This is a genomic window from Actinocrinis sp., from assembly GCF_035653575.1.
GTDB lineage: Bacteria > Actinomycetota > Actinomycetes > Streptomycetales > Catenulisporaceae > Actinocrinis.
This window is the reverse complement of the sequence record NZ_DASRBQ010000122.1, coordinates 11,862-33,302: the sequence shown is the minus strand read 5'-3', so window position 1 is coordinate 33,302 and position 21,441 is coordinate 11,862. Positions and strand designations below refer to the sequence as shown.

Here is a 21,441-nt window from a genome sequence, read left to right as displayed (position 1 = left end):
AGTCCCGCCTACCCGCGACCGCGATTCAAAACGGAGGGCTCACAGCTTGCGCAGCCACACCCGCTCGATGCTGTGATCCGGCCCCTTGCGCAGCACGAGCGTCGCGCGCCGGCGCGTCGGCAGCACGTTCTCCACCAGGTTCGGCAGGTTGATCCGCTGCCAGAAGGTGCGCGCCTGCTCCAGCGCCTCCTGCTCGGAGAGCGCGGCGAAGCGGCGGAAGTAGGAGTCGGGGTCGGTGAACGCGGTGGCGCGCAGCTGCTTGAACCGGTCCAGATACCAGCGTTCGATGTCGTCGGTGCGCGCGTCCACGTAGATGCTGAAGTCGAAGTAGTCGGCCAGGCCCATGCGGATGCGCCCGTCGCTGCCGGGGGCGGCCGGCTGCAGCACGTTGAGGCCCTCGACGATCAAGATGTCCGGGCGGCGCACGGTCAGCCGCTCGCCGGGCACGATGTCGTACACGAGGTGCGAGTAGACCGGGGCGCTGACCTCCGGCCTGCCTGACTTCACGTCAGCCACGAACCGGGTCAGCGCCCGGCGATCGTACGACTCGGGGAAGCCCTTGCGGGCCATCAGGCCGCGGCGCTCCAGTTCGGCGTTGGGAAGCAGGAAGCCGTCGGTGGTCACCAGCTCCACGCGCGGGTGCTCCGGCCAGCGCGCCAGCAAGGCCTGCAACAGGCGCGCGGTGGTCGACTTGCCGACCGCGACGCTGCCCGCGATTCCGATGACGAACGGCGTGCGGCCGGCGTCATCCCCGTCGCTGTCCTTCTCGTCCGCGCCTGCGCCGAGGAACGTGTCCAACGCGCCGCGCAGGCCGTGTACCGCGGCCACGTAGAGGTTGAGCAGCCGGGAGATCGGGAGGTACATCTCCCGCACCTCGTCGAGGTCGATCATGTCGCCCAGACCGCGTAGCCGCTCGACCTCGTCTGCGGTAAGCGGGAGGGGAGTGCGTTCACGCAACGCGCTCCAGGCCGCTCGATCGAGATCGACGTAAGGCGTGCCCTCGCCGCGGCGCACGGTGCCGGAAGGCGCGGAAGACGAGCGTGCGGCGGCCACGTGCCCGGACGCGGAGGCTCCGGCGGAGATCGACATTGGACCATTGTGGCCGAGGAGCCGGGTCGGCAGCAGGTCGCCAGGAATAGTCCGCTTTTGGATCGTCCTATGAGAGGATGAGCATCCTGTGCTGATTCGTGCGTGAACCGGAGCATCTTGAGCCACAGCAATCTCCCGCGGCGCATCCTCGAACGCTCTCCCGGCGGCCTCGTCCCCCGCGTCCTGCGCAACCGCAGACTCTGGGGCCGCGCCCGCCGAGCCGCCGCCGTCTCCTTCGCCCTGCTGCTCGTCGCCGCCGTCGCGGCGTGGCTGGCGCTGCTGGTCACGCCCGCGCAGTCGGTGTCCGCCGCCGGGCAGACCCTCAGGGTCGGCGCGACCTCGCCGGACCTCTCCCTGGCCGGCCCCGGCGAACTGGACCTGTTCGGCCAGTCCGTGCCGACGACCCTGCAGTTCAACGGGCTGATCCGGCCCAAGCTCGAACTGACCCGCATCACCATCGACAGCCAGCTCACCCAGTTCGTGCAGACCTCCGCCGACCACGGCGGCGCCAGCGCGCAGAGCCGGCTGGCCGCGAGCCTGATCAGCGGCTGGGAGCACTACTTCCTGTGGCAGACCGCGGTGACGGCCGGATTCGCGATCCTGCTGCTGCTGGCCGTCTCGGGCCTGCGCCACTACACACACCGCAGGATGCTCAAGGTCGTCGTGATCGGGACGCTGGTCTCGGTGGCGGCAAACGCCGGCGCGGTCGCCGTCTTCGCCACCGGCGCGCCCAGCACCCTGCGCCAGGTCAAGTCGCTCAGCGACCTGGTCGGCGACAGCGCGCTCGGCCCCGCGGCCCCGGCCAGGAACGGCGCGAGCCTTCCCGGTGTGCAGGCCGTGGTCATCGGCGACTCGACCGCGGCGGCGATCGGCAATCCGCCGGTCGCCCACCCCTCCGACCAGGACAAGGCCTGCGGCCGCAGCGCCGACTCCTACGCGGTGGACCTCGCCCAGGCCAACAACTGGAAGGTGCTGAACCTCGCCTGCAGCGGCGCGACCGTGAGCGCGGGCGTGCTCGGTCCGCAGATCGCCGGCGGGCTGACCGTGCCGCCGCAGATGAGCGTGCTGGAACAGGCGGACCGGGCTTCGGTGGTCGTGGTCAGCATCGGCGCCAACGACCTCAAGTGGGTCGCCACCGAGGCGCTGTGCGTGCTGGCCGCCGCCTGCGACGACCAGGCGTCCACCGCCTACTTCCAGAGCAACCTGCACGACTTCACCCGCGGCTACTACGAGATGCTGCACGACCTGGCCGCCCTGCCGCAGCACCCGCAGGTGCTGATCAACACCTACTTCGACCCGTTCGGGCCGAACCTGAGCTGCCTGAGCGGCGTCGGTTTCACCCCGGCCAAGACGAAGGTGCTCTCCTCCCGCCTCGCGACGCTGAACACGGTGCTCGCGGACGGCGCGCAGACCTTCGGGTTCATCACGGTGCGCCCGAGCTTCGCCGGCCACGAGCTGTGCAGCAGCCAGCCGTACGTACAAGGGCTCAAGGACCCGGCGCCGTTCCACCCGACCGCGGCCGGCGAACTGACGATCGCGCTGGCAGACCAGCAGGCACTGACCAAAAACGCGCTGTCGATCTCCGCCGCCGGCGCTAAGTAGTAGCGCACCGGCGCCGAAGACCGACAGCGTCGCGTCTTTGGGATCGCGCTCGAGCGGTGCTACACGTTCCGCGGCGGCTGCTGCGAGATCATGAAGGCGATCTCGCCCTGCTCGTCGATGCGCGCGTCGAGCACCTTGTCGTCGAGCAGCTGCGATACCGCGGGCTCCAGGTAGATCCGGGCGTCCGGGGTCTCGATGACCTCGTCGGCGGCCTGCGGGGCCTGCGTGAGCGAGAGCGCGAAGGCGGGGCCCTCGCCGTTGTCGGCGGCCTGCGGGGCGATCCGCAGCCCGGTCCCGTCGGGCAGTCCCGGCTGGGTGGTCAGGTCGTGGATGACGCCCACCGCCGTCTGAGTCAAAGCGAGCACGGGTTTCTCCTCACCGTCCGTTCCAGGGTCCGCCCCGCAGTACCCCCTGAGCCCGGTCCAAACGGTCGGATGCGCGGAAAACTCGCGCCCCCGCGGCCCGGCCCCGGTCACAGCAGGTTGGTCAGGTGATCCGGCTCCTGGGCGTCGCGCAGCCCGACGATGTACTCGCGCAGCTCGAACAGCAGCGACGGATCCGGCATGGCGTCGCCCTCGGCCGTGGCGACGGCCAGGTCGTCGTACTTGGCGCTGGTCTCGTCCAGCAGCCGTTGCAGCATCGGCTCGATCACCCGGTGCCCGTAGTCGACGTAGCTCTGCGCGTGCGTGATCGCCTCCGGCCGGTGGATCAGGTCCTCGATCGCCTCCCGCGTCGCGCCCTGGGCACTGAGGGTCTTGAAGTCGCTGTACTCCAGCCGCGCGCCGCGGGTGATCTCGTGCAGGCGGCGCACCTCGAGCCGGGCGAGCACGACCAGGTTCTCCAGCGCCCTGGCCTCCACGACGCACCGCAGCTTGGACAGCTCGCGGCGGGTCTTGGTCAGCACGTCGAGCACGTGCCGCCCCACGGACCTGCCGGTATCCCCGAGCCGGTCCTGCCGGTCGATCGCGGACAGCGCGGTGGAGAGGCCGACGAGCTCATCGCAGGTCTGCGAGAGCTCCGCCACCGCCTCCGCCAGCCGGTCCTCACGGTCCCAGCTCACTGGGCCGTCGTGCGCCTGTGACACCTGTTTTCCTTCCGAGCCTTACCAGTGCGTGCCGCACTGGACGGATTATCCGTCGCGACACGCCGGGCACCAGCCTAAGCTGCGGCGGTGACGGATTCGGCCGCGGCCGGCGCCAGGGCGGCCGCCGGGCCGAGGCTTCTTCAGTCGTCTGATATGTAACTTTCCTTGTCGATCACGGTGATTGCGCCTCTCCGCGCAGGACACCGCCGATCTCCCGGTGCGGCCCGCACCGGCCGGTTGCCCCGCTTCGGCGGCCGCCCGAATACTGCGCCCAACGCACCGCCCACCTCGCGCAGCAGCGTCAGCAACCAGCAACTGGAGTCCGTATGGTCAACCTCCTGCGCCGGCCGCGCCGCCTGCGCGATGCCGCCCTGGCCGTAGCGAGCGCCGCCGTCGCGGCTGGCGTCGTCGCCGTCGCGCCGAGCGTGAGCGCCGCCTCCGGCCCATGCAGCGTCGCCTACCAAGTCAACCAGTGGTCAGGCGGGTTCACCGCGAACGTCACGCTGACGAACACCGGCTCGCCGGTCACCAGCTGGACGCTGAGCTGGACCTTCACCGGCAACCAGCAGATCACCTCCGGCTGGAACGCGCAGATCACCCAGACCGGCACGTCGGTCAAGGCGGTCAACGAGTCCTACAACGGCTCGATCGCCACCGGGGGCACCGCCACCTTCGGCTTCCAGGGCACCTTCTCCGGCGCCAACGCGACGCCCACCGACTTCGCCCTGAACGGCGTGTCCTGCGCGGGCGGCTCCTCTTCGTCGCCGAGCGCGAGCGCGAGTGCGAGTGCGAGTGCCAGCGCCACTCCCAGCGCCAGCCCGAGCACGAGTCCGTCGAGCAGCCCTTCGGCGAGCCGGTCGGCCAGTCCGTCCGCGAGCCCGAGCGGCAGTTCGGGCGGCGGTTCCTGCCCGAGCGCGGCAGTGTTCTGCGAGGGCTGGGAGAACCAGACGGTCGGCGCCGCGCCCTCCGGCCGGTGGAGCATCAGCACGCCGAACTGCTCCGGTAGCGGCACCGCGACGATCACCGGAGCGCAGGCGCACGGCGGCGTGAAGTCGCTGGAGATCGACGGCGTCGGGACGTACTGCAACCACGTCTTCGCCGACGACACCACCGACATGCCGCTCGCCTCGCCGACCTGGTACGTGCGGTTCTGGTTCAAGCACACCGCGCCGCTGCCGACCAACCACACCACCTTCCTGGCCATGAACGACTCCGCGGACAACAACACCGATCTGCGGCTCGGCGCGCAGAACGGCGCGCTGATGTGGAACCGGCAGTCCGACGACGCGACGCTGCCCGCGCAGAGCCCGGCCGGAGTCGCGCAGAGCGTGGTCGTGCCGACCGGGGCGTGGGAGTGCCTGGAGTTCTCGGTGAGCAAGACCACCGGGCAGATCTACACCTGGTACAACGGCACCCTCGTGCCAGGCCTGACGGAGGACGGCGTGCCGACGCAGGACATCGACGCGCAGTGGCTCGGCGGCTCCGGGGCGAACTGGCGGCCGAACCTGACCGACCTCAAGCTCGGCTGGGAGAACTACAGCAACGGCAACGACACGCTGTGGTTCGATGACGTGGTGCTCAGCACCTCGCGCATCGGCTGCTGACGGCGCCGCCGTGCTCCGGCTGAGGCGTTAACCTGTCTCCATGATCTCGCCGCGCGCCGACCGGTTTCCGGTCGGCGCCGCGGCGACGGTCGCCGAGCTCGAGCAGGACCCGCATCCGCTGCTCGCCCGGCTGCGCGCGCACGAGCCGGTCTCCTGGCTCCCGGCCCTCGGGGGCTGGTTGGTCACCCGGCGCGATCTGGCCGTGGCCGTCATGCGCGACGCCGAGACGTTCACCGTGGACGACCCGCGCTTCTCGACCGCTCGCGTCGTCGGTCCGAGCATGCTCTCGCTGGACGGGCCGGTGCATACGCGGCACCGCACTCCCTTCGCCGAGCGGTTCCGGCCGCGCGACGTGGAAGCCAGGCTCGCCGCGTTCATCGAGCAGGAAGCGGCGCGCTTGGTCGACGCGCTGCGCCCGGCCGGGGCGGGCGAGCTGCGGCGCGGGATGGCAGGTCCGCTCGCGGTCGCGGTGGTCGCCGAATCGCTCGGCCTGCTCGGCACCGACCCGGCGACGGTCCTCGGCTGGTACGACGCCATCGTCGGCGCGGTCAACGACATCTCCGCGGGGCTCGAACCACGGCCGGGCGGCGCCGAGGCGGTCGCGCGGCTGAGCGCGAGCGTGCACGCCACCGTGCGGGCCGGCGATCCCGAGGCGCTGCTGGTCGCCGCCGGGGCGGGGCTGGAACTTCCCGAGGTGGTCTCGAACGCGGCCGTGATGATGTTCGGCGGGATCGAGACCACCGAGGCGATGATCGCCAACGCCGTGCTGCACCTGCTCGCCCACCCCGACCAGCTCGCCCTGGTGCGCGCCGATCCCGGGCTGGTCGCGGACGCGGTCGAGGAGTCGGTGCGGCTGGAGCCCGCGGCGGCGGTCGTCGACCGGTACGCGACCCGTGACGTCGAGCTGGCCGGCGCCCCGATCGGCGCCGGAGACCTCGTGACCGTCTCGATCGCGGGCGCGAACCGCGATCCGCGGGTCTTCGCCGAGCCGGACCGCTTCGACCTGCGCCGCCCGAACGCCAGGCTGCATCTCGGGTTCGCCCAGGGCCCGCACTTCTGCCTCGGCGCGCACGCCGCCCGGCTGGAGACCCGCGTCGCCGTCAGCACCCTGCTGCGCGAGCTGCCCGGGCTGAGGCTCGATCCGGACCGCCCGCCGGCCGCCCCGCGCGGACTGGTCTTCCGCAAGCCCGAATCCTTATACGTGCGCTGGGACGCCTAAATCAGTGCAGGGTGCATCGGCCCGGCGGATCGGGTCAGGAGAGAGGTCCCCCGGCGTCTCTGGGGGAAGGCGACGCCGGGGGGTGCGTCCGAGCCGCGAAATCGCGTTCCTCGGGCGCGAGATCAGACTGGGGGGATGCCTGATCTGCCTTTCAGTCTCTCACCTGATGCGACGTGAGCTGTGTGCCGAACCGATCAGTGTGGCATCAATTCGCCAATGTGATCCGTGGGACTTCCGTGACGCCGTATCATCGCCTCCGCCCCGGGATCCGGCGGGCCCCGATCCGCGCCGCGCGCATTCGTTCACTCTGTAACGGTTCGGTCCGCGCACTCGTAGTGAGCGCTCGGTGACCGCTAACCTGCGTGCCGTCCGCCACCTGATCCCGAGGGGATTGCATGCGCGTCTTGAGTGTCAAGTCCTTCACGGTCGCTTTCGGTTCGGCCGCACTCGTCGCTCTGGCCGCAAGCGGCTGCTCGTCGTCCGCGGCGGCGACCTCGCCCGGCGGCACGGGCTCCGCGCAGCCCTCGGTGACCGCGCCGTCCGGCATCGGGACGGCGCCGTCGACCGCGGCCCCCGCCACGGGGCTGGCGGCCAAACTGCTCGCACCGGCGGACCTGCCGGCCGGCTGGGGTATCGACGCGTCGGCGACGAACCCGACGATGCAGACCACCTGTCCGCTGCTCAACACCGCGAACTGGAACAGCCCGCTCAACAGCCACGCGGAGGCGGATCTGAACGGCGGAATGACCGGTCCGTTCCTCGTGGAGCAGATCGCCGCTGGAGATCAGGCCCAGGTGAATAAGTCCTGGGACACGCTCGTCAACGGGCTGCCCAAGTGCACGACTTACACGCACGGCGGCGCCAACGGGTCGAGCACCTTCTCGATCGTGCGCGCCTCGCTGCCCGCCTACGGGGACAGTTCGTACTCGTTCACGCTCTCGATCGAGATCTCCACCGGCATCACCGGCAAGGGCTACATCGTGGCCGCGCGCAACGGGAACTCGGTCATCGTGGTCTACATCGTCGGGCTCACCCCGCTGGACAAGACCTTCGTCGAGAACACGATGAGCAAGGCGGTCACGAAGGCGCGCACCTGAGCCGCCGGCCGCGCGCGGCCGCACCGGTTCATCCGGCGGGGCTCTAGTTCATGTGGCGGGGCAGTGGTTCATGTGGCGGAGCCGTGGTTCAAGTGGCGGGGCCGTGGCCTCCCGCGCCGAGCAGCCTTCTGGTCAGGGCGTTCGCTTCGCCGAGCAGGACGTCGAGCGCGGCGTGCAGGTGCCGGTCGGTGAGGCGCAGCGGCGTCGAACCGGCGCCGTCCGAACCCCCGGCGCCGTCCGAACCCCCGGCGCCCTCCGCCGCGATCAGCGCCGACCGGCGAAGCAGTTCCTTGATGAAGGAGGCGGTCACGCCCTCGGTGCGCCGGATCACCTCGTCCGGATAGGCGAGGTCCAGCTCCAGGCCGCCGCGGTACACCTCGATCAGCGCGCGGCGCCCCTCGGCGTCCGGCAGCGGGATCTCCACCGCGTGGTCGATGCGTCCCGGCCGGCTGGCCAGCGCTGGCTCGAGCACGTCCACCCGGTTGGTGGTCAGCACGAACGTGACGTCCACGTCGTCGCGCAGGCCGTCCATCTCGTTGAGCAGCTGGAAGAGCAGCGGGTTCTGGCCGATCGGCCGCGAGCCGCGATCCTCGGCGATCAGGTCTACGTCCTCGATGATGAGCATGGAGGGTTGCAGGTCACGGGCGATCGAGCACGCCTCCTGGACGAACCGCAGCGCGGCCGCGGAAAGGATCAGCACGGACACCTCGGGCAGCCTGCTCATCAGGTAGCGCACCGTGTGTGTCTTGCCGACGCCGGGCGCTCCGTAAAGCAGTACGCCGCGCTTGAGGTGCTGGCCGTGCGCGAGCAGCAGCTCCCGGTGCCGTGCGACGCCGAGGATCTGCCGCTCGATCCCCTCGAGCACGCCGTCCGGCAGGACCAGCTGGTCGCGGGTCATCCGCGGGCGCGGATGGAAGGCCAGCAGCCCGCCGCGGCGCGGTCCGAACATGTCGGGCTCGAAGGAGACCACCTGGCGGCGGTAGACGCTGCGGCGCAGCCCGAGCTCCCGGATCTCGGCCAGCGCCCGCCGCGCGGCGGCCGGGTCCGTGGCCGTGATCTCCATGCTGACATCGGGCTGCGGGCCGCGCTCGTCCGAGCCGCGCAGCAGCAGGGCCATGCGAAGCTCTCCATCGGAGAGCAGGTACAGCCCGCACTGCACGCAGCTGCGCATCTCCCCGTCCGGGCTGACGGGCTGCTCGCTGACCGGCACCCCGGCCAGCGCGAGGCCGGTCTCCATGCCGGGCTGGCAGAGGTCTGCCAAGCCGAACATCCGGTGCCGGAAGCCGGCGAGCCCGAGCAGCCGGTGCTCGCCGGGCCAGCCTTCCAGCCAGTGGTCCAGGCCGCCCTGCACGTTGACGTGTTCGTAGGAGGGCCAGGTGCCGGAGGTGACCGGCAGCGAGCCGGCGCCCTCGCCGAGATGCTCGATCAGGGTGCTGCTGATCGTGTGCTGTGGCCCGGCACCGGAGGCAGAGCTTGCCGATACGGCCACGGCGCGTCCGCGCATGAAGCCCCGTGATTCCATTCCGTCAGCATGGCACGCGGGCTGAGTGGAAGGCGGGCAGCTGACCGAAGCGCGGCGCACCGCCGACGCGGCCCGGCGCGGTCTGCGCGATGCCGGTCGCGCCATACCGTTTGCGCAGCGCCGCCTCGTCGTAGCGGTCGCAGCCACGGTGCCAGTTGAGGATGCCGGCAAGCCAGTTCTGCATGTGCCGCACATACCCGTCGACCGATTCGCGTGCTTCCGCGTCGAGCGCGAAGTCGTCGCAGAGCACTGGCAGCTCCGCCGCGACGACGTGCTGGAACTGGCTCAGCCGCGAGTTCATCAGGTCGCTGACGATGGCGACGGCCTGGTCCCGGCCGCAGTCCAGGAAGTGCTGCACCACCAGCACGCAGTTGTGCCGGTCGCCCTCGAACTCGATCTCCTTCTGATAGGAGAACAGGTCGTTGAGCAGGCAGGCGTAGTCCATCGCCGCGTTGTCCAGCGACCGCATGGTTCCGGCGCGGAATACCTCCGGCGGCACCCGGCGGGCCCGGCGCAGCCTGGCCAGGCTCGCGGTCAGCTCGGAGCCGAAGGTCTTGCGCCGCATCTCCAGGTAGTCGACCGGGTCGGGGACGCGGTTCTGGATGTGGTTGGCCAGTTCCCACAGCCCGGCGCCGAGCATGTCCTCGATCGCGGCGCGAAAGTCCGCGCGTGCGCTCGGGTCCATCGGCGCGGCGCTGCGTTCCCACAGATCGGCCAGTGCGCGCTCCAGCGCGGTCAGCGGGGTGGCGGCGCGGTGGGCGGCGTCGGCCGGCTCCAGCGGCATGAACAGGGAGAGCCGGTCGGTGGCCGCCTTCGCGGTGGCGTAGTCCCGGCGCGAGCCGTACACCGCGGGCAACAGGTCATCCCAGTAGGTGCCCCAGGTCAGCCAGTGCGAGCCGAGTTCCAGTTCGTCCGGCGGGCCGTCCGGGTTGAGCCCGGCCATGCACAGCGGGAAGTCGAATCCGGACAGCCGCTCCTCGTCCCAGATCGCTGACATCGGCTCGCCGGGCTGCGCGGCCAGCAGGCCCATCCGCCGCGCCCACGTCAGGGTGCTGCGCCGCGCCTGGTCAAGGTGCGGATTGAGGCGGAGCACGAACGGCAGCTCGAACTCGGGCAGCGGCGTCGGCCCGACCTTCCGGTATGGCGCGAAGGCAAAGCTGCGTGCTCGTAACGTCTCGCTGGCAGGGGTGACCGGCGGCCGGGCGGCGACGGCGGACAATCCGAGATCGGCCAGCGGCAGCTCGGTCAGGCCGAACGGGAGGCGCATCGTGGTGGCCCGGCCGCCACCGTTCATATACCGGCTTGAGCGCATGTGCCACTCGTGGCCGCCGGCCTGCCAGTCTTGCAGACCCTTGACATACGCGAGCACCTTCGCGCACGAGGCCGGATCCAGCCCGTGCTCGGCGAACAGCGGCAGCAGCTCGGTCAGCGCGGTGTTCTCGAACTGCTGCAGCCGCGAGGTGAGCAGGTCGTTGACGGCGTCGGCGGCACGCTGCGTGTCGTAGCCGAGGAAGGTCTCCAGCACGAGCACGCCGTTGCTGAGCTCGCCCTCGGTGCCGGTCTCGCGTTCGTAGGAGAACAGGTCGTTGCGCAGGTGGACCCCGTCGGAGAAGGCGTCTCTCAGCACCCTCATCGGCCGGCTGCCCGCGATCACGGCCGGCACCTCGGCCCCGGCCGCGTGTTCGACCAGGCCCGCGGACCAGGGTGCGCCGCCGACCTTGCGCCGCATCTCGATGTACTCGACCGGATTGGGGATGCGGCCCTCGTTGATGTTCGAAAGCTCCCACAGCGACTCGTTCAGCAGGTTCTCGGTGCTTTCGGCGAACCGGGCGCGCCAGTCCAGCGACATGCTCGGCACGGTGCGCGCCCACAGGTCGGCCAAGCCAGCCTCGACGGGGTTGGTCGGCTCCGGCATCCCGACGGCCAGGTCCATCGGCATGAACGCGGGCAGCCGGTCCAGATACGCCTTGCCGCCGGCCCGGTCCTGGCTGCGCTTGAACGTCTCCAGGAAGTGGTCGTCGAAGAAGAACACCCACACGTACCAGTCGGTGACCAGGTCGAGTTCCGGTGCTGAGGCGTCAGGGTGCGTATACGCGCACAGCAGGCCGTAGTCGTGGGCGTCGAGGTCCGCCTCGGTCCACACGCCCGAGCCCTCGAGCATGCCCATTCGGCGCGCCCACTGCTTCGAATGCAGCCGTGCGCCCTCCAGGTGCGGGTTGAGTCTGGCGGGGTACGGGAGATAGAAATCCGGCAGCTCGAACGGCTGGGTCACGCGGCCCGCCTCTCCTCGTCGGGTGGCCCTCACTTGGATTGAAGAAGACGCCTGTGCGGCCCGGCAAGCAACGTCACCCGTACCAGTGACCATCAGGGTATTGCTGTCGACGGGTCGGCGGTTCGCTACGAAAACTTCACGTTGGGTGCGGAAAGTTTCATCCGCTTCGTCCGGATTGCGGCCGACTGAGTCAGCCTCCTGCGCACCCTGACGTGCGCGGATCAGGTCGCCGACGGATGACCGGGGCTTTCGATAACGGACCATGATCGCCGTGCCGTTCACCCGCACTTGCGCCGCAGGTACTCTCCGCCACGACCTGGGCGTGTCCGCCCCGGGACGTCGGGGCCGCGTCCCGGGTCGGGCATGCCCCACCTCGCCGGACCCAAGAAGGGTGGGTAATGTGAGGAAAAGAACGAGATGGGCGCTATGGGGTGCCGTCGCGGTGGCGATCACGGCGAGCGTCGTGAGCGCGACGCCGGCCTCCGCGCACGGCGCGATGCTGATGCCCGGTAGCCGCACCTACCTCTGCTACGAGGACGGACTGACCTCTACGGGCCAGATCATCCCGCAGAACCCAGCCTGTCAGGCGGCCGTGGCCAGCAGCGGCGTCACGCCGTTGTACAACTGGTTCGCGGTCGGCAACCGCAGCGGCACCACCAGCGGCGAGACCAGCGCGCTGATCCCGGACGGCAAGCTGTGCAGCGGGAACAGCAACTACTACGACTTCTCCGGATTCGACCAGGCCAGCAGCTACTGGCCGGTGACCCACCTGACGGCCGGCGCGACCATCCAGATCCAGTACAACAAGTGGGCCGCGCACCCGGGGACGTTCTCGCTCTACGTCACCAAGACCGGCTGGGACCCGACCAAGCCGCTGACCTGGTCGGAGCTTCAGGCGACGCCGTTCTCGACGGCGACCTTGCCGCCCTCGGTCGGCAGCGCGGGCAGCGCCAGTAGCTATTACTACTGGAACGCGACGCTGCCCTCGGGGCTGACCGGCCGTCACATCATCTACTCGATCTGGGCGCGCTCGGACAGCACCGAGACCTTCTACGGCTGCTCCGACGTGGTCTTCGACGGCGGCACCGGCCAGGTCACCGGCCTCGGCCCGGGCTCAGGCCCGCCGCCGCCCTCGGTGCCGTGCACCGCGGCCTACTCGGTGACCAGCAGCTGGAGCGGCGGCTTCCAGGGCCAGGTCACCATCACCAACCCCAACACCACCACGATCAACAGCTGGACAGCCAGCTGGGATCTGGCGAACTCCGAGACCATCACCAGCGCCTGGAACGGAACGCTGTCCCAGGCGGGCACGCTGGCCACGGTGAAGTCCGCGAGCTGGAACAGTCAGCTGGCACCGAGTGCGAGCACCTCGTTCGGCTTCACGGCGAACTACTCCGGTTCCGGTACGCCGCCGGTGCCGACCGTCTCCTGCACCAGCCCGTGACGACCGCGGCAACGGTCAGCTGACACGGATTCACGGCCTCGCCCTCACCGGCGGGGCCGTGAGCCTCCGAACCGCGAGCAAAAAGGGAGCCCGCACCTTGCGTCACCGACTCGCCGCGCGCCGGATCACGGCCGCGTTCCTGCTGGCCGCGGTGATCCTGCCGGCGGCGGCGTGCAGTTCGTCGAAGGCCACCAAGATCGCCTCCGGCACCGGCTCGGCGCAGAACATGTCCGGCATGGACATGGGCGACATGGCCGGACTGCCGACCACTCCCGCGATCGCGGAGGCCGCGCCCACGAGCAACGGCCTGGCCGCGAGCTACTCAGGGTACATATATCTGCCCGGCGCGGCGTCAGTGCCCGCGAACACCGCGGCGGAGTTCAGCTTCCACATCACCGGCCCGAACGACCACGCCGTGACCCGGTATCAGGCGTACGAGAGCCAGTTGGTGACGTTCTACCTGGTCCGCTCGGATCTGGCCGAATTCCGGCAACTCGAGCCGACGATGCGGCAAGACGGCACCTGGACCGTCGGCCTGCCCGCGCTGCCGCCGGGTTCGTACCGCAGCTACGTCTCCTTCGCCGCTCCCGATTCCAGCGAGGGCACCCCGCTGGTCTACTCCCTCTCTGCACCGCTGACCGTCACCGGACCGGGTGCGAAGCCCGCGGCGGGGCTTCCCGCGCCGGCCTCGACGGTCACCGTCGACGGCTACACGCTCAAGCTTTCCGGCGCCTTGAAGGCGGGAGTGACGACCCAGTTGGCACTGGACGTGACAAAAGCCGGAAAGCCGGTCGAGTACTTCGACCGCTACCTCGACGGATACGCGCACCTGACCGGGTTCCACGCGGGTGACGGCGCGTTCGCGCACCTGCTGGCCACCGGCCGGGCCAGCGGTGCGGGCGGCGTCGGGCCGCTGACGACGCGCGCGCTGTTCCCGGAGAGCGGGACCTGGCGGCTGTTCGTCCAATTCGAGACCGGCGGCGCGTTGCATCAGGCCGCTTTCACCGTCGACGTGTCCTGAGCACCGGCAAACGGCTCGATCGAAGGGCCACGTGGCGTCCGGTCCCGTATAGTGCCGCCATGACTGCTGGGGGGTCGGCGGCCCGCGGCCTCATCGACGGCCGCTTCGAGCTGTTGGAACGGCTCGGCGGCGGCGGTATGGGGCTGGTGTGGCGCGCTCGGGACTTGGCGCTTGAGCGCGAGGTCGCGCTCAAGGAGGTGCGGCCCGCCGGCGCCTCCGTGTTCGACGACGATCCGGTCGCGGCGCACGTCCAACGGGAGCGCGTGCTGCGCGAGGCCCGCGCGCTCGCGCGGCTGCACCACCCCAATGTGGTGACGATCTATCACATCGTCGACTCGGTGGAGCATCAGTACCCGTGGCTCGTCATGGAGCTGGTGTCCGGCGGGTCGCTGGACAGCCGGATCGAGCGCGCCCCGCTGTCGCCCGCGGAGACCGCGCGCATCGGCCGCGGCGTTCTGGCGGCGCTGCGCGCGGCGCACGAGGCGGGCATCCAGCACCGCGACGTGAAGCCGGCCAACGTCCTGCTGCGCGCGGACGGAACGCCGGTGCTGACCGACTTCGGCATCGCCGCCCTGCGCGAGGCCACGGCGCTGACCACGACCGGCACGGTGATCGGCTCGCCCGAGTACATCGCCCCCGAGCGCATTCGCGGCCAGGAGGGCGACCCGGCCTCCGACCTGTGGTCGCTCGGCATGCTCATGTACGTCGCGGTGGAGGGCGCAAACCCGCTGCGCCGGGAGACCACGCTGGCGACCATCGCCGCGGTGCTCGACGCTCCGTTGCCGGAACCCCAGCGCGCCGGTCCGCTCACGGCTCCCCTGGCGGCCCTGCTCGTGCGCGATCCCGCGGCTCGAATCGACGCCGCGCGCCTCGACCAGCTTCTCGCCGCAGTGCAGCGGGAGGCGGGCAGTGGGAACGGAAGTGGCGCCGATCCGCGATACGGCGAGCAGTTCCCGCCGCATTCGTATCCGCCGCCTTCATACCCACCGCGTTCCTACCCGTCGGGTTCCTTCCCGCCGGCTGGGCAATCGTGGTCGCCGCACGACGCCCCACCGCAGCACTGGCAGCCGCAAGGCTCGGTTCAGGGGCAGCGCCGACGCCGCAACCGCACGTTCGTCGCGTCAGTGACCGGTGTTGCCGTGATCGGCCTGTCCGCGGCCTTGGTCTGGACACTGCACGACTCGTCCGCGTCGGCCTCCACCGGCGGGGGCTCGCACGCCACGGGCACGCCGTCGACCGCCGGCAACGCGGGCGCGAACTCGCAGACGACCTCCGCGTCGCCGACGGATCAGGGAACCGGCGCTGGCGATCAAGGTACTCAAGTCAATCTGCTGACTCCCGCTGGTGCCCGCGCCGCCGTCAGGGCGCTGAAAAACCGGGTCGGCAGCCGCAAGATCATCCAGCTCGACGTCTACCCCGGCTACGCCATCGCGCAGGTGCTCACCGCGGCCGATCCGATCGAATACGACGAGTACACCTACCGCGACGGGCAGTTGGATCACTCCCCGGGAGGAACGATCTCCGACGAGAAGCCGTTCGATCCCGGGGCGATCAACTGGGACGCGCTGCCGACGCTGCTCACCGAGGCCAAGCAGCGGTTGAAGGTCGCCAACCCCACGAGCGAGTACCTGATCATCGAAGGCAACTTCTTCGGTGAGGGCCCGGGCATCGGCGTGTACATCTCGAACGACTACGACAAGGGCGGGTACATGTTCACCGATTTCAAGGGCAACATCATCCGCACTGTGCAGTAGCCGGCGCCGTGCAGTAGCCGACACTGCAGTAGTAGGCACCGTGCAGTAGCCGGCACCATGCAGTAGTCGGCACCGTGCAGTAGCCCGCTCAGCTCCAGCCGTAGCGGGCGTGCAGCCGCTCGACCACCATGTCGAAGTAGTGGCGCTGCATCGCGCAGGCCTCGCGCCGCATGCCCTCCTCGTAGACCCGCACCACGCGCTCCAAATTGACCCAGGACTCGCGCCCCTCGCGGTCCCACGGGCCCGTGCCGACGTCGACGAAGTCCGTCGTGCCGTCGTGCCGCTTGCTGGTCAGCTGCACCGCGAGCAGGCTGCCGGTGTGCTCCCGCGCGACGATCAGCACCGGCCGGTCCTTGCCGCGCCCGTCGTGCTCCTCGAACGGAACCCAGGTCCACACGATCTCGCCCGGATCCGGGTCGCCGTCGTGGTTCGGCGCGTACGTGGTGTGCACCTTGCCGACGCGCGTGGGCTCGATCTCGACGGTCGCCGTGGCGCCGAAGCGGCCGGGGGAGTCGGCGAACGGATCGGCCGGATCGTGCCCGTAAGCGGTTCTCAGATCAGTCACGCGGTCACTCTAGCGGCGGGGGTCAGCCGATAGACGCGCTTCGCGTTTTCCGAGCCGATCAGCCGTGCCACCCGGGCGGCGTCGGCGGCGGTCCATTCGTCCGCTGCGATGCCCGCGTCCAAGAACTCCGCGAGCCCGCGCCGGAACAGCACCGCGCCGAGGTAGTAGAGCTCGGGCAGGCCGAACGCGTCGGAGGAGTACAGGAACTTGCCGAACGGGGCGAGTTCGAGAGCCTCGGCGATCAGCACGCGAGAGCCGCGGCCGAGGTTGTGCGTGGCCAGGCCGACGTCCAGGAAGACGTTGGAGAAGACCTGCGCCAGGAATCCGGCCTGCCGGTGGAAGGGATAGTTGTGCAGCAGCAGCACCGGAACCCCGGTCGGCTCGATCGCGCGCAGCAGGTCGGTGAGCAGCAGCGGGTCGCAGCGGTCGAGGTTGACGTCCGCGTCGCCGTAGCCGACGTGGAACTGGACCGGAAGGCCGAGGTCCACCGCGCACCAGACCAGAAAGCGGTGCAGCGTCTCGTCGGAGAGCCGCAGTGGCGATCGCGCGTCGCCGTTCGCGCTCGCCTTGCCGGCGCTCTCCTCTCTCGCCAGCCACTGACCGGTCGCGATCCGGACCTCGGCGTCGCTCGGCCGTTCGCCCGCGAGCCGCAACCCGTGCCGATAGGCCGCGATGGACTTGAAGCCGACCGCCGTTCGTGCCCGCTGCGCCAGCCGGGTCCGCACCGCGTCGGCGAATCCGGCGGCCGTCGTCGTGGGCGCGGTCTGCTCGGCGACCTGCTCCAAGCGGACGATTTCGTATGACGATGCGCCCGCCGCCTCGCCGAGCTGTCGCGGCGAGAGCAGCGGCTCCGGCTCGAATCCGGTGTCCACGCACAGCGCGTCGAGTCCGGCCGCCTGGAGGAAACGCGCGGTGACCTCCGCGTGGCCGAGCTCGGCGCGACGCTCAAGGTAGACATCGGCCCCCGTGTGCGGCGCAAGGTCCAGCAGGGGAGCGCACCAGCGCCGCACCGCGAAGCCGATCTGCGAATCGAGGGCGCTGCCGCCGAGCGCCCCGACGGAACCGGCCTCGGTGAGCAGCAGCTCGAAGCCGGTTCGGTCCAGGTCGCGGCGGATGACGCCGTGGCAGTGATGGTCGATCAGCCCGGAGGGCTCGGTTTCGTTCAGCCCGCACCACCTTCCAGCACGACACTATCGGCCGGTGCGCGCGCGGGCTCGGAGGCCTTGGCCGCGGCGATGCCCTCCATCTCGGTGAGCAGGAAGCCCATCCGCCGCGCCGTTCCCGGGGCCGCGATGACCGCGATGATGCCGATCACCAGCCAACTGCCGGAGACCACGGGAAGCCAGGCGGCAGCCCCGGATGGATACGGGCTCACGTTGCGGTACAGCGTGTAGCCGAGCAGCACGATCGCCGCAATCGGTATGACGATCTGCCAGGTCGGCACCGCCATCTTCCGCTGGATGAAGAACAGATAGATTGCGCCGATCGTGGTCAGGATGTAGGCCACCAGGAGGATCAGCGTGCCGATCGTGCCGCCCCAGACGAAGGTGTCCTCGGGGTTAGCCGAGAACAGCACGATCGAGCCGCCGATGATCAGGGCCATGATGCCAGCCACCACGCTGCCCGCCCGCGCCGGCGTGCCCACGCCGGAGACCCGGCCGAGGCCGCGGTCGCCGAAGCCGTCCCGGTTGAGCGCGAACAGCAGCCGCGCGCCCCCGACCGTGCAGGCAAGGCAGCAGCCGAAGGCGCTGATCATGGCGCCGAGCGTGATCGTGTTGCCGACCCACGAGCCGACGTAGGTCTTGCCGAGGTCGCCGATCAGCGAGGAGGAGTTGCCGAAGGCCGAAACGCCCTTGGCGTCGGTGCCGAAGCCCATCGACTCGATCGCGGTCACCACGGTGAAGAAGATCCCGCCGAAGATCGCCGTGCCGAGGATCGCCCGCGGGATGTCCCGGTGCGGGTGCGCGGCCTCCTCGCCGAGCGTCGCGGCCGCTTCGAAGCCGGCGAAGGAGAGGAACCCGAAGACGATGCCCAGGAAGACCGCGGAGATCCCGGTGCCCGACGGGACCGTGAACACGCTCATGGTGAAGTGCTGCCCGGCCGGCGTCTTGTGCGACAGCAGCTTGACCAGCACCACCGCCGAGACGACCAGGATCAACGCGACCGTCGCGCCCTCGACGGTGAGCAGGATGTTCGTGCCGCGCCGCACCGGCACGACGGTGAGCAGCCAGCACAGCACCAGCGCGACCGCGGTGAGGATGTAGGGCGCGAGCACCGGCGGGTTGTCCCACACGTGGATGCTCTGCAGGAAGTCCGTGCCGAAGATGCCGACCACCGACGAGGTGGTCACGCCGTAGAAGATGTAGGTGCCCATCAGGCCCCAGCCGGCCACCACTCCGGCACGCGGGCCGAGGGTCGCCCCGACGAAGGCGTATACCGATCCGGAATGGTTGAAGTACTGGCACAGCCGTACGAACACGTAAGCGACCAGCAGTACGCCGACCGCGGCGAGCAGGAATGCCAGCGGCACGGCCCGGCCGACCGACGGGACGCTTGCCTGCGGGTTGATATTAGAAGCCATGCTCGGCGCCATCAGCGCTACCGACAGCCCGACCGCCTGCCACACGTTGAGCGTGCGACGCAGGCCGGCTGCGGGCGCGGGCTGCTGGATCTGGGTCGGCATATGCGACTCCTCACTCCAGTCGGGTGCACTTGCGGTCAGTGTGACGCGTGATGTAACGACTGGTAAGTAGGGAATGGCATCTGTAACAAACAATTCTTGCGAAGGCACGGCTGTAATCACTCCGTCAGCTGTGGTGGTCTCACCCGGTGCTGCGCGATCGGGCAGACTAGGCGTCCGCAGGACCGTTCGGCGAAGGGATGAGCGATGAGCCGGTGGGGGATCGTGGAGCAGGCGGAACGCGAAGAGCGCGCGGCCAAGGCGCGCGGGATCGCCGCCGACCTGGCCGAGCGCGGGGTCAGCGGCGTAGCCGTCACCTGGGTCGACAACAGCGGCATCACCCGGGTCAAGGCCGTCCCGCTGGCGAAGCTTGAGCGCGCGGCCGCCTGGGGGATCGGCGTATCGCCGTGCTTCGACACGTTCCTGCTCGACGACTCCGCGGCGGTCGCCAAATACGCCGGCGGCGCCGTCGGCGACCTGCGCCTGATGCTCGACCTTGACCGGCTCACCCCGCTCGTCGCCCAGCCGGGCTGGGCCTGGGCGCCCGCGGACCGGTTCCGGCAGGACGGCACCGTGCACCCGATCGACCAGCGCAGCCTCGCCAAGCGCGAAGTGGAGCGGCTGGCCGCGCAGGGGTACTCGGTGCGCGCGGCCTTCGAGGTCGAGTGGTGCGTCTCGGTCGGCCTCGGCGACGAGTTCGTGCCCGCGTGCGCCGGGCCCGCCTACGGCTTCGCCAGGCTCATCGAGCAGTCCGACTACGTCAGGGACGTGATGAACGCCCTGACGGCGCAGGGCTTGACCGTCGACCAGATCCATCCCGAGTACGCCGCCGGACAGTACGAGGTCTCCGTCGCCGCGCAGGATCCGGTCGGCGCCGCCGACACGCTGATCCTGGTGCGGGAGACGATCCGGGCGATCAGCGCTCGGGCCGGGCTGCGCGCGACCTTCTCGCCGAAGGTGCTGGCCGGGGGAGTGGGCAACGGCGGGCACGTGCACCTGAGCCTGTGGAACGGCGACGGCGAGAACCTGATGTCCGGCGGCGGCGGCCGCTACGGGCTGACCGAGCCGGGCGAGGCCTTCGCAGGGGGCTTGCTCGCCCACCTGCCCGCGCTGCTCGCCCTCGGCACCCCGGCCGTGGCCAGCTACCTGCGGCTGATCCCGTCGCACTGGGCCGGCGCCTATGCCTGCTGGGGGCTGGAGAACCGGGAGGCCGCGCTGCGCTTCGTGACCGGCTCGACCGGCGACGGCGCGAGCGCGGCGAACCTGGAGATCAAGAGCTTCGACGCGGCCGCCAACCCCTACCTGCTGATCGCCGGGCTGCTCGCCGCGGGCCGGGCCGGCCTGGCCTCCGGCGCGAAGCTGCCGGAGCCGGTCGAGGTCGACCCGGCGACGCTCCCTGCGGACGAGGCCGAGCGGCGCGACATCAGGCCCCTGCCGTCCGAGCTGGCGGGCGCGGTCGCGGCGTTCGAGGCGGACGAGGTGTTCGCCGAGGCGTTCGGGCCCGAGTTCGTCGATACGATCGCCACCGTGCGCCGCGCCGAGATCAAGCTGTTCGAGGGCGCGGAACCGGAACAGATCGTGGCGCGAACCCGCTGGCGACACTGAGGTCGCGGCCGTGAACGCGGGAAGCGTGGCGGACCTGCTGCGCGCCCGGCGGGCCGAGCTCACCCCCGCCGAACGGCGCGTGGTGCAGATCCTGCTCGGCGACTATCCGGCGGCCGGGCTGCAATCCGTGGCCCGGCTCGCGCAGGAGGCCGGGGTCAGCCCGCCCACCGTGGTCCGGCTCGTCGCAAAGCTCGGGTTCACCGGCTACCCGAACCTGCAGGACGCGCTGCGCGGAGAGCTGTCCGCGCGCACGACCGGCCCGCTGCACGCCTACCCCGACGGCCCGAGGGCCGCGCGGCACGCCGATCCGCTCCCGGCCCGGGCCGAGCGCTCGATCGGCCGGGCGGTGCAGGAGAGCCTGCACGCGCTCGACCCGGTGGAGTTGGATCACGCGGTGGACCTGCTCACCGACCAGGGCCGCGAGGTGGTGGTGACCGGCGGCAGGTTCTCCTGGACGCTCGCCGCCCACCTCTCCAGCTTCCTCTCGCTGCTGCGGCCCGCAGTGCGCCATCTGCCGCCGGAGCCCGGCGAGCGCAACCGCGGCCTGCTCGACCTCGGGCCGCGCTCCACCGTGGTCCTGTTCGACTATCGCCGCTACCAGCGCGACACCGTCGAGTTCGGCCGGGACGCGGCGGCGCGCGGTGCCCGCCTCGTGGTGTGCACGGACCCGTACTTGAGCCCGGCGGCCGCGGCCGCCACCGTGCTGCTGACCACCTCGCTCGACGGCCTCGCGCCCTTCATCAGCCTCGCCGCGCCCTTCGCCCTCGTCGAGACCCTGGTGGCCGGCGCGGCCGAGCGCGGCGGCAAGGCGGCGCGCGCGAGGCTGGCCGGATACGAACGGCTCGGCTCCGCGGCCCTGCACGGCTGACCGGAGGTTACGAAC

The 21,441-nt window shown here is 70.6% G+C and carries 17 protein-coding genes; 9 read left to right on the top strand and 8 right to left on the bottom strand.

Annotated elements, in window-relative coordinates; genetic code table 11:
• Window positions 1-39: 39 nt before the first annotated feature.
• On the bottom strand, window positions 40-1,089 hold the full coding sequence (gene coaA / locus VFA06_RS17570) for a type I pantothenate kinase (protein ID WP_324841683.1): 1,050 nt from the start codon (window positions 1,087-1,089) through the stop codon (window positions 40-42).
• 102 nt (window positions 1,090-1,191) lie between these two features.
• Here coaA and VFA06_RS17565 point away from each other — a divergent pair, with 102 nt between their 5' ends.
• Complete coding sequence (locus VFA06_RS17565; RefSeq protein ID WP_324841682.1) at window positions 1,192-2,691, top strand: SGNH/GDSL hydrolase family protein; 1,500 nt, start codon at window positions 1,192-1,194, stop codon at window positions 2,689-2,691.
• Window positions 2,692-2,750: 59 nt separating this feature from the next.
• Here the strand turns inward: VFA06_RS17565 and VFA06_RS17560 are convergent, their stop codons facing one another.
• Together VFA06_RS17560 and VFA06_RS17555 are read right to left on the bottom strand one after the other, a co-directional pair.
• Window positions 2,751-3,056 carry an adhesin gene (locus VFA06_RS17560; RefSeq protein WP_324841681.1) on the bottom strand — a complete coding sequence of 102 codons (306 nt, stop codon included), beginning with the start codon at window positions 3,054-3,056 and terminating at the stop codon, window positions 2,751-2,753.
• A 107-nt stretch (window positions 3,057-3,163) separates the two neighbouring features.
• The gene (locus VFA06_RS17555; RefSeq protein ID WP_324841680.1) at window positions 3,164-3,775 is read right to left on the bottom strand and encodes a hypothetical protein; all 612 of its coding nucleotides are present in this window, start codon (window positions 3,773-3,775) and stop codon (window positions 3,164-3,166) included.
• 326 nt (window positions 3,776-4,101) lie between these two features.
• On the opposite strand from VFA06_RS17555, the gene VFA06_RS17550 reads away from it, so the two are divergent.
• The 3 genes from VFA06_RS17550 to VFA06_RS17540 all read left to right on the top strand — a co-directional run bounded on the left by VFA06_RS17550 (window position 4,102) and on the right by VFA06_RS17540 (window position 7,695).
• Window positions 4,102-5,379, top strand: a complete 1,278-nt coding sequence (locus tag VFA06_RS17550; protein WP_324841679.1) for a cellulose-binding domain-containing protein — start codon at window positions 4,102-4,104, stop codon at window positions 5,377-5,379.
• A 40-nt stretch (window positions 5,380-5,419) separates the two neighbouring features.
• The gene (locus VFA06_RS17545; protein ID WP_324841678.1) at window positions 5,420-6,598 is read left to right on the top strand and encodes a cytochrome P450; all 1,179 of its coding nucleotides are present in this window, start codon (window positions 5,420-5,422) and stop codon (window positions 6,596-6,598) included.
• A gap of 395 nt (window positions 6,599-6,993) precedes the next feature.
• Window positions 6,994-7,695, top strand: coding sequence for a hypothetical protein (locus VFA06_RS17540; protein ID WP_324841677.1), 702 nt, complete (start codon window positions 6,994-6,996; stop codon window positions 7,693-7,695).
• Window positions 7,696-7,783: 88 nt separating this feature from the next.
• Here VFA06_RS17540 and VFA06_RS17535 read toward each other — a convergent pair whose 3' ends face one another.
• Together VFA06_RS17535 and VFA06_RS17530 are read right to left on the bottom strand one after the other, a co-directional pair.
• On the bottom strand, window positions 7,784-9,217 hold the full coding sequence (locus VFA06_RS17535) for an ATP-binding protein (RefSeq protein ID WP_324841676.1): 1,434 nt from the start codon (window positions 9,215-9,217) through the stop codon (window positions 7,784-7,786).
• 4 nt (window positions 9,218-9,221) lie between these two features.
• On the bottom strand, window positions 9,222-11,489 hold the full coding sequence (locus VFA06_RS17530; RefSeq protein WP_324841675.1) for a terpene synthase family protein: 2,268 nt from the start codon (window positions 11,487-11,489) through the stop codon (window positions 9,222-9,224).
• A gap of 463 nt (window positions 11,490-11,952) precedes the next feature.
• Here VFA06_RS17530 and VFA06_RS17525 point away from each other — a divergent pair, with 463 nt between their 5' ends.
• From VFA06_RS17525 to VFA06_RS17515, 3 genes are all read left to right on the top strand, one after another.
• Window positions 11,953-12,933 carry a lytic polysaccharide monooxygenase gene (locus VFA06_RS17525; protein WP_324841674.1) on the top strand — a complete coding sequence of 327 codons (981 nt, stop codon included), beginning with the start codon at window positions 11,953-11,955 and terminating at the stop codon, window positions 12,931-12,933.
• A gap of 97 nt (window positions 12,934-13,030) precedes the next feature.
• Complete coding sequence (locus tag VFA06_RS17520) at window positions 13,031-13,954, top strand: hypothetical protein (protein WP_324841673.1); 924 nt, start codon at window positions 13,031-13,033, stop codon at window positions 13,952-13,954.
• A 59-nt stretch (window positions 13,955-14,013) separates the two neighbouring features.
• Window positions 14,014-15,708: a serine/threonine-protein kinase gene (locus VFA06_RS17515; RefSeq protein ID WP_324841672.1), complete on the top strand. Its 1,695-nt coding sequence runs from the start codon at window positions 14,014-14,016 to the stop codon at window positions 15,706-15,708.
• 88 nt (window positions 15,709-15,796) lie between these two features.
• Here the strand turns inward: VFA06_RS17515 and VFA06_RS17510 are convergent, their stop codons facing one another.
• Genes VFA06_RS17510 through VFA06_RS17500 form a run of 3 tightly spaced genes read right to left on the bottom strand, consistent with a single transcriptional unit; the run spans window position 15,797 to window position 18,956 of the window.
• On the bottom strand, window positions 15,797-16,273 hold the full coding sequence (locus tag VFA06_RS17510) for a type II toxin-antitoxin system PemK/MazF family toxin (protein ID WP_324841671.1): 477 nt from the start codon (window positions 16,271-16,273) through the stop codon (window positions 15,797-15,799).
• On the bottom strand, window positions 16,270-17,439 hold the full coding sequence (locus VFA06_RS17505) for an amidohydrolase family protein (RefSeq protein ID WP_349260228.1): 1,170 nt from the start codon (window positions 17,437-17,439) through the stop codon (window positions 16,270-16,272). Before VFA06_RS17505 ends, VFA06_RS17510 begins: the two co-directional genes overlap by 4 nt.
• The gene (locus tag VFA06_RS17500) at window positions 17,436-18,956 is read right to left on the bottom strand and encodes an APC family permease (protein WP_324841669.1); all 1,521 of its coding nucleotides are present in this window, start codon (window positions 18,954-18,956) and stop codon (window positions 17,436-17,438) included. Before VFA06_RS17500 ends, VFA06_RS17505 begins: the two co-directional genes overlap by 4 nt.
• A gap of 204 nt (window positions 18,957-19,160) precedes the next feature.
• Between VFA06_RS17500 and VFA06_RS17495 the strand changes: the two genes are divergently transcribed.
• Complete coding sequence (locus VFA06_RS17495; RefSeq protein ID WP_324841668.1) at window positions 19,161-20,558, top strand: glutamine synthetase family protein; 1,398 nt, start codon at window positions 19,161-19,163, stop codon at window positions 20,556-20,558.
• A gap of 10 nt (window positions 20,559-20,568) precedes the next feature.
• On the top strand, window positions 20,569-21,426 hold the full coding sequence (locus VFA06_RS17490; RefSeq protein WP_324841667.1) for a MurR/RpiR family transcriptional regulator: 858 nt from the start codon (window positions 20,569-20,571) through the stop codon (window positions 21,424-21,426).
• Window positions 21,427-21,441 lie beyond the last annotated feature (15 nt).

Excerpts from the sequence above, each read along its gene's own strand:
- VFA06_RS17500 (WP_324841669.1), bottom strand. The coding sequence starts at position 18,956 with ATGCCGACCCAGATCCAGCAGCCCGCGCCCGCAGCCGGCCTGCGTCGC.
- VFA06_RS17550 (WP_324841679.1), top strand. The coding sequence starts at position 4,102 with ATGGTCAACCTCCTGCGCCGGCCGCGCCGCCTGCGCGATGCCGCCCTG.
- coaA (WP_324841683.1), bottom strand. The coding sequence starts at position 1,089 with ATGTCGATCTCCGCCGGAGCCTCCGCGTCCGGGCACGTGGCCGCCGCA.
- VFA06_RS17535 (WP_324841676.1), bottom strand. The coding sequence starts at position 9,217 with ATGGAATCACGGGGCTTCATGCGCGGACGCGCCGTGGCCGTATCGGCA.
- VFA06_RS17540 (WP_324841677.1), top strand. The coding sequence starts at position 6,994 with ATGCGCGTCTTGAGTGTCAAGTCCTTCACGGTCGCTTTCGGTTCGGCC.
- VFA06_RS17515 (WP_324841672.1), top strand. The coding sequence starts at position 14,014 with ATGACTGCTGGGGGGTCGGCGGCCCGCGGCCTCATCGACGGCCGCTTC.
- VFA06_RS17545 (WP_324841678.1), top strand. The coding sequence starts at position 5,420 with ATGATCTCGCCGCGCGCCGACCGGTTTCCGGTCGGCGCCGCGGCGACG.
- VFA06_RS17495 (WP_324841668.1), top strand. The coding sequence starts at position 19,161 with ATGAGCCGGTGGGGGATCGTGGAGCAGGCGGAACGCGAAGAGCGCGCG.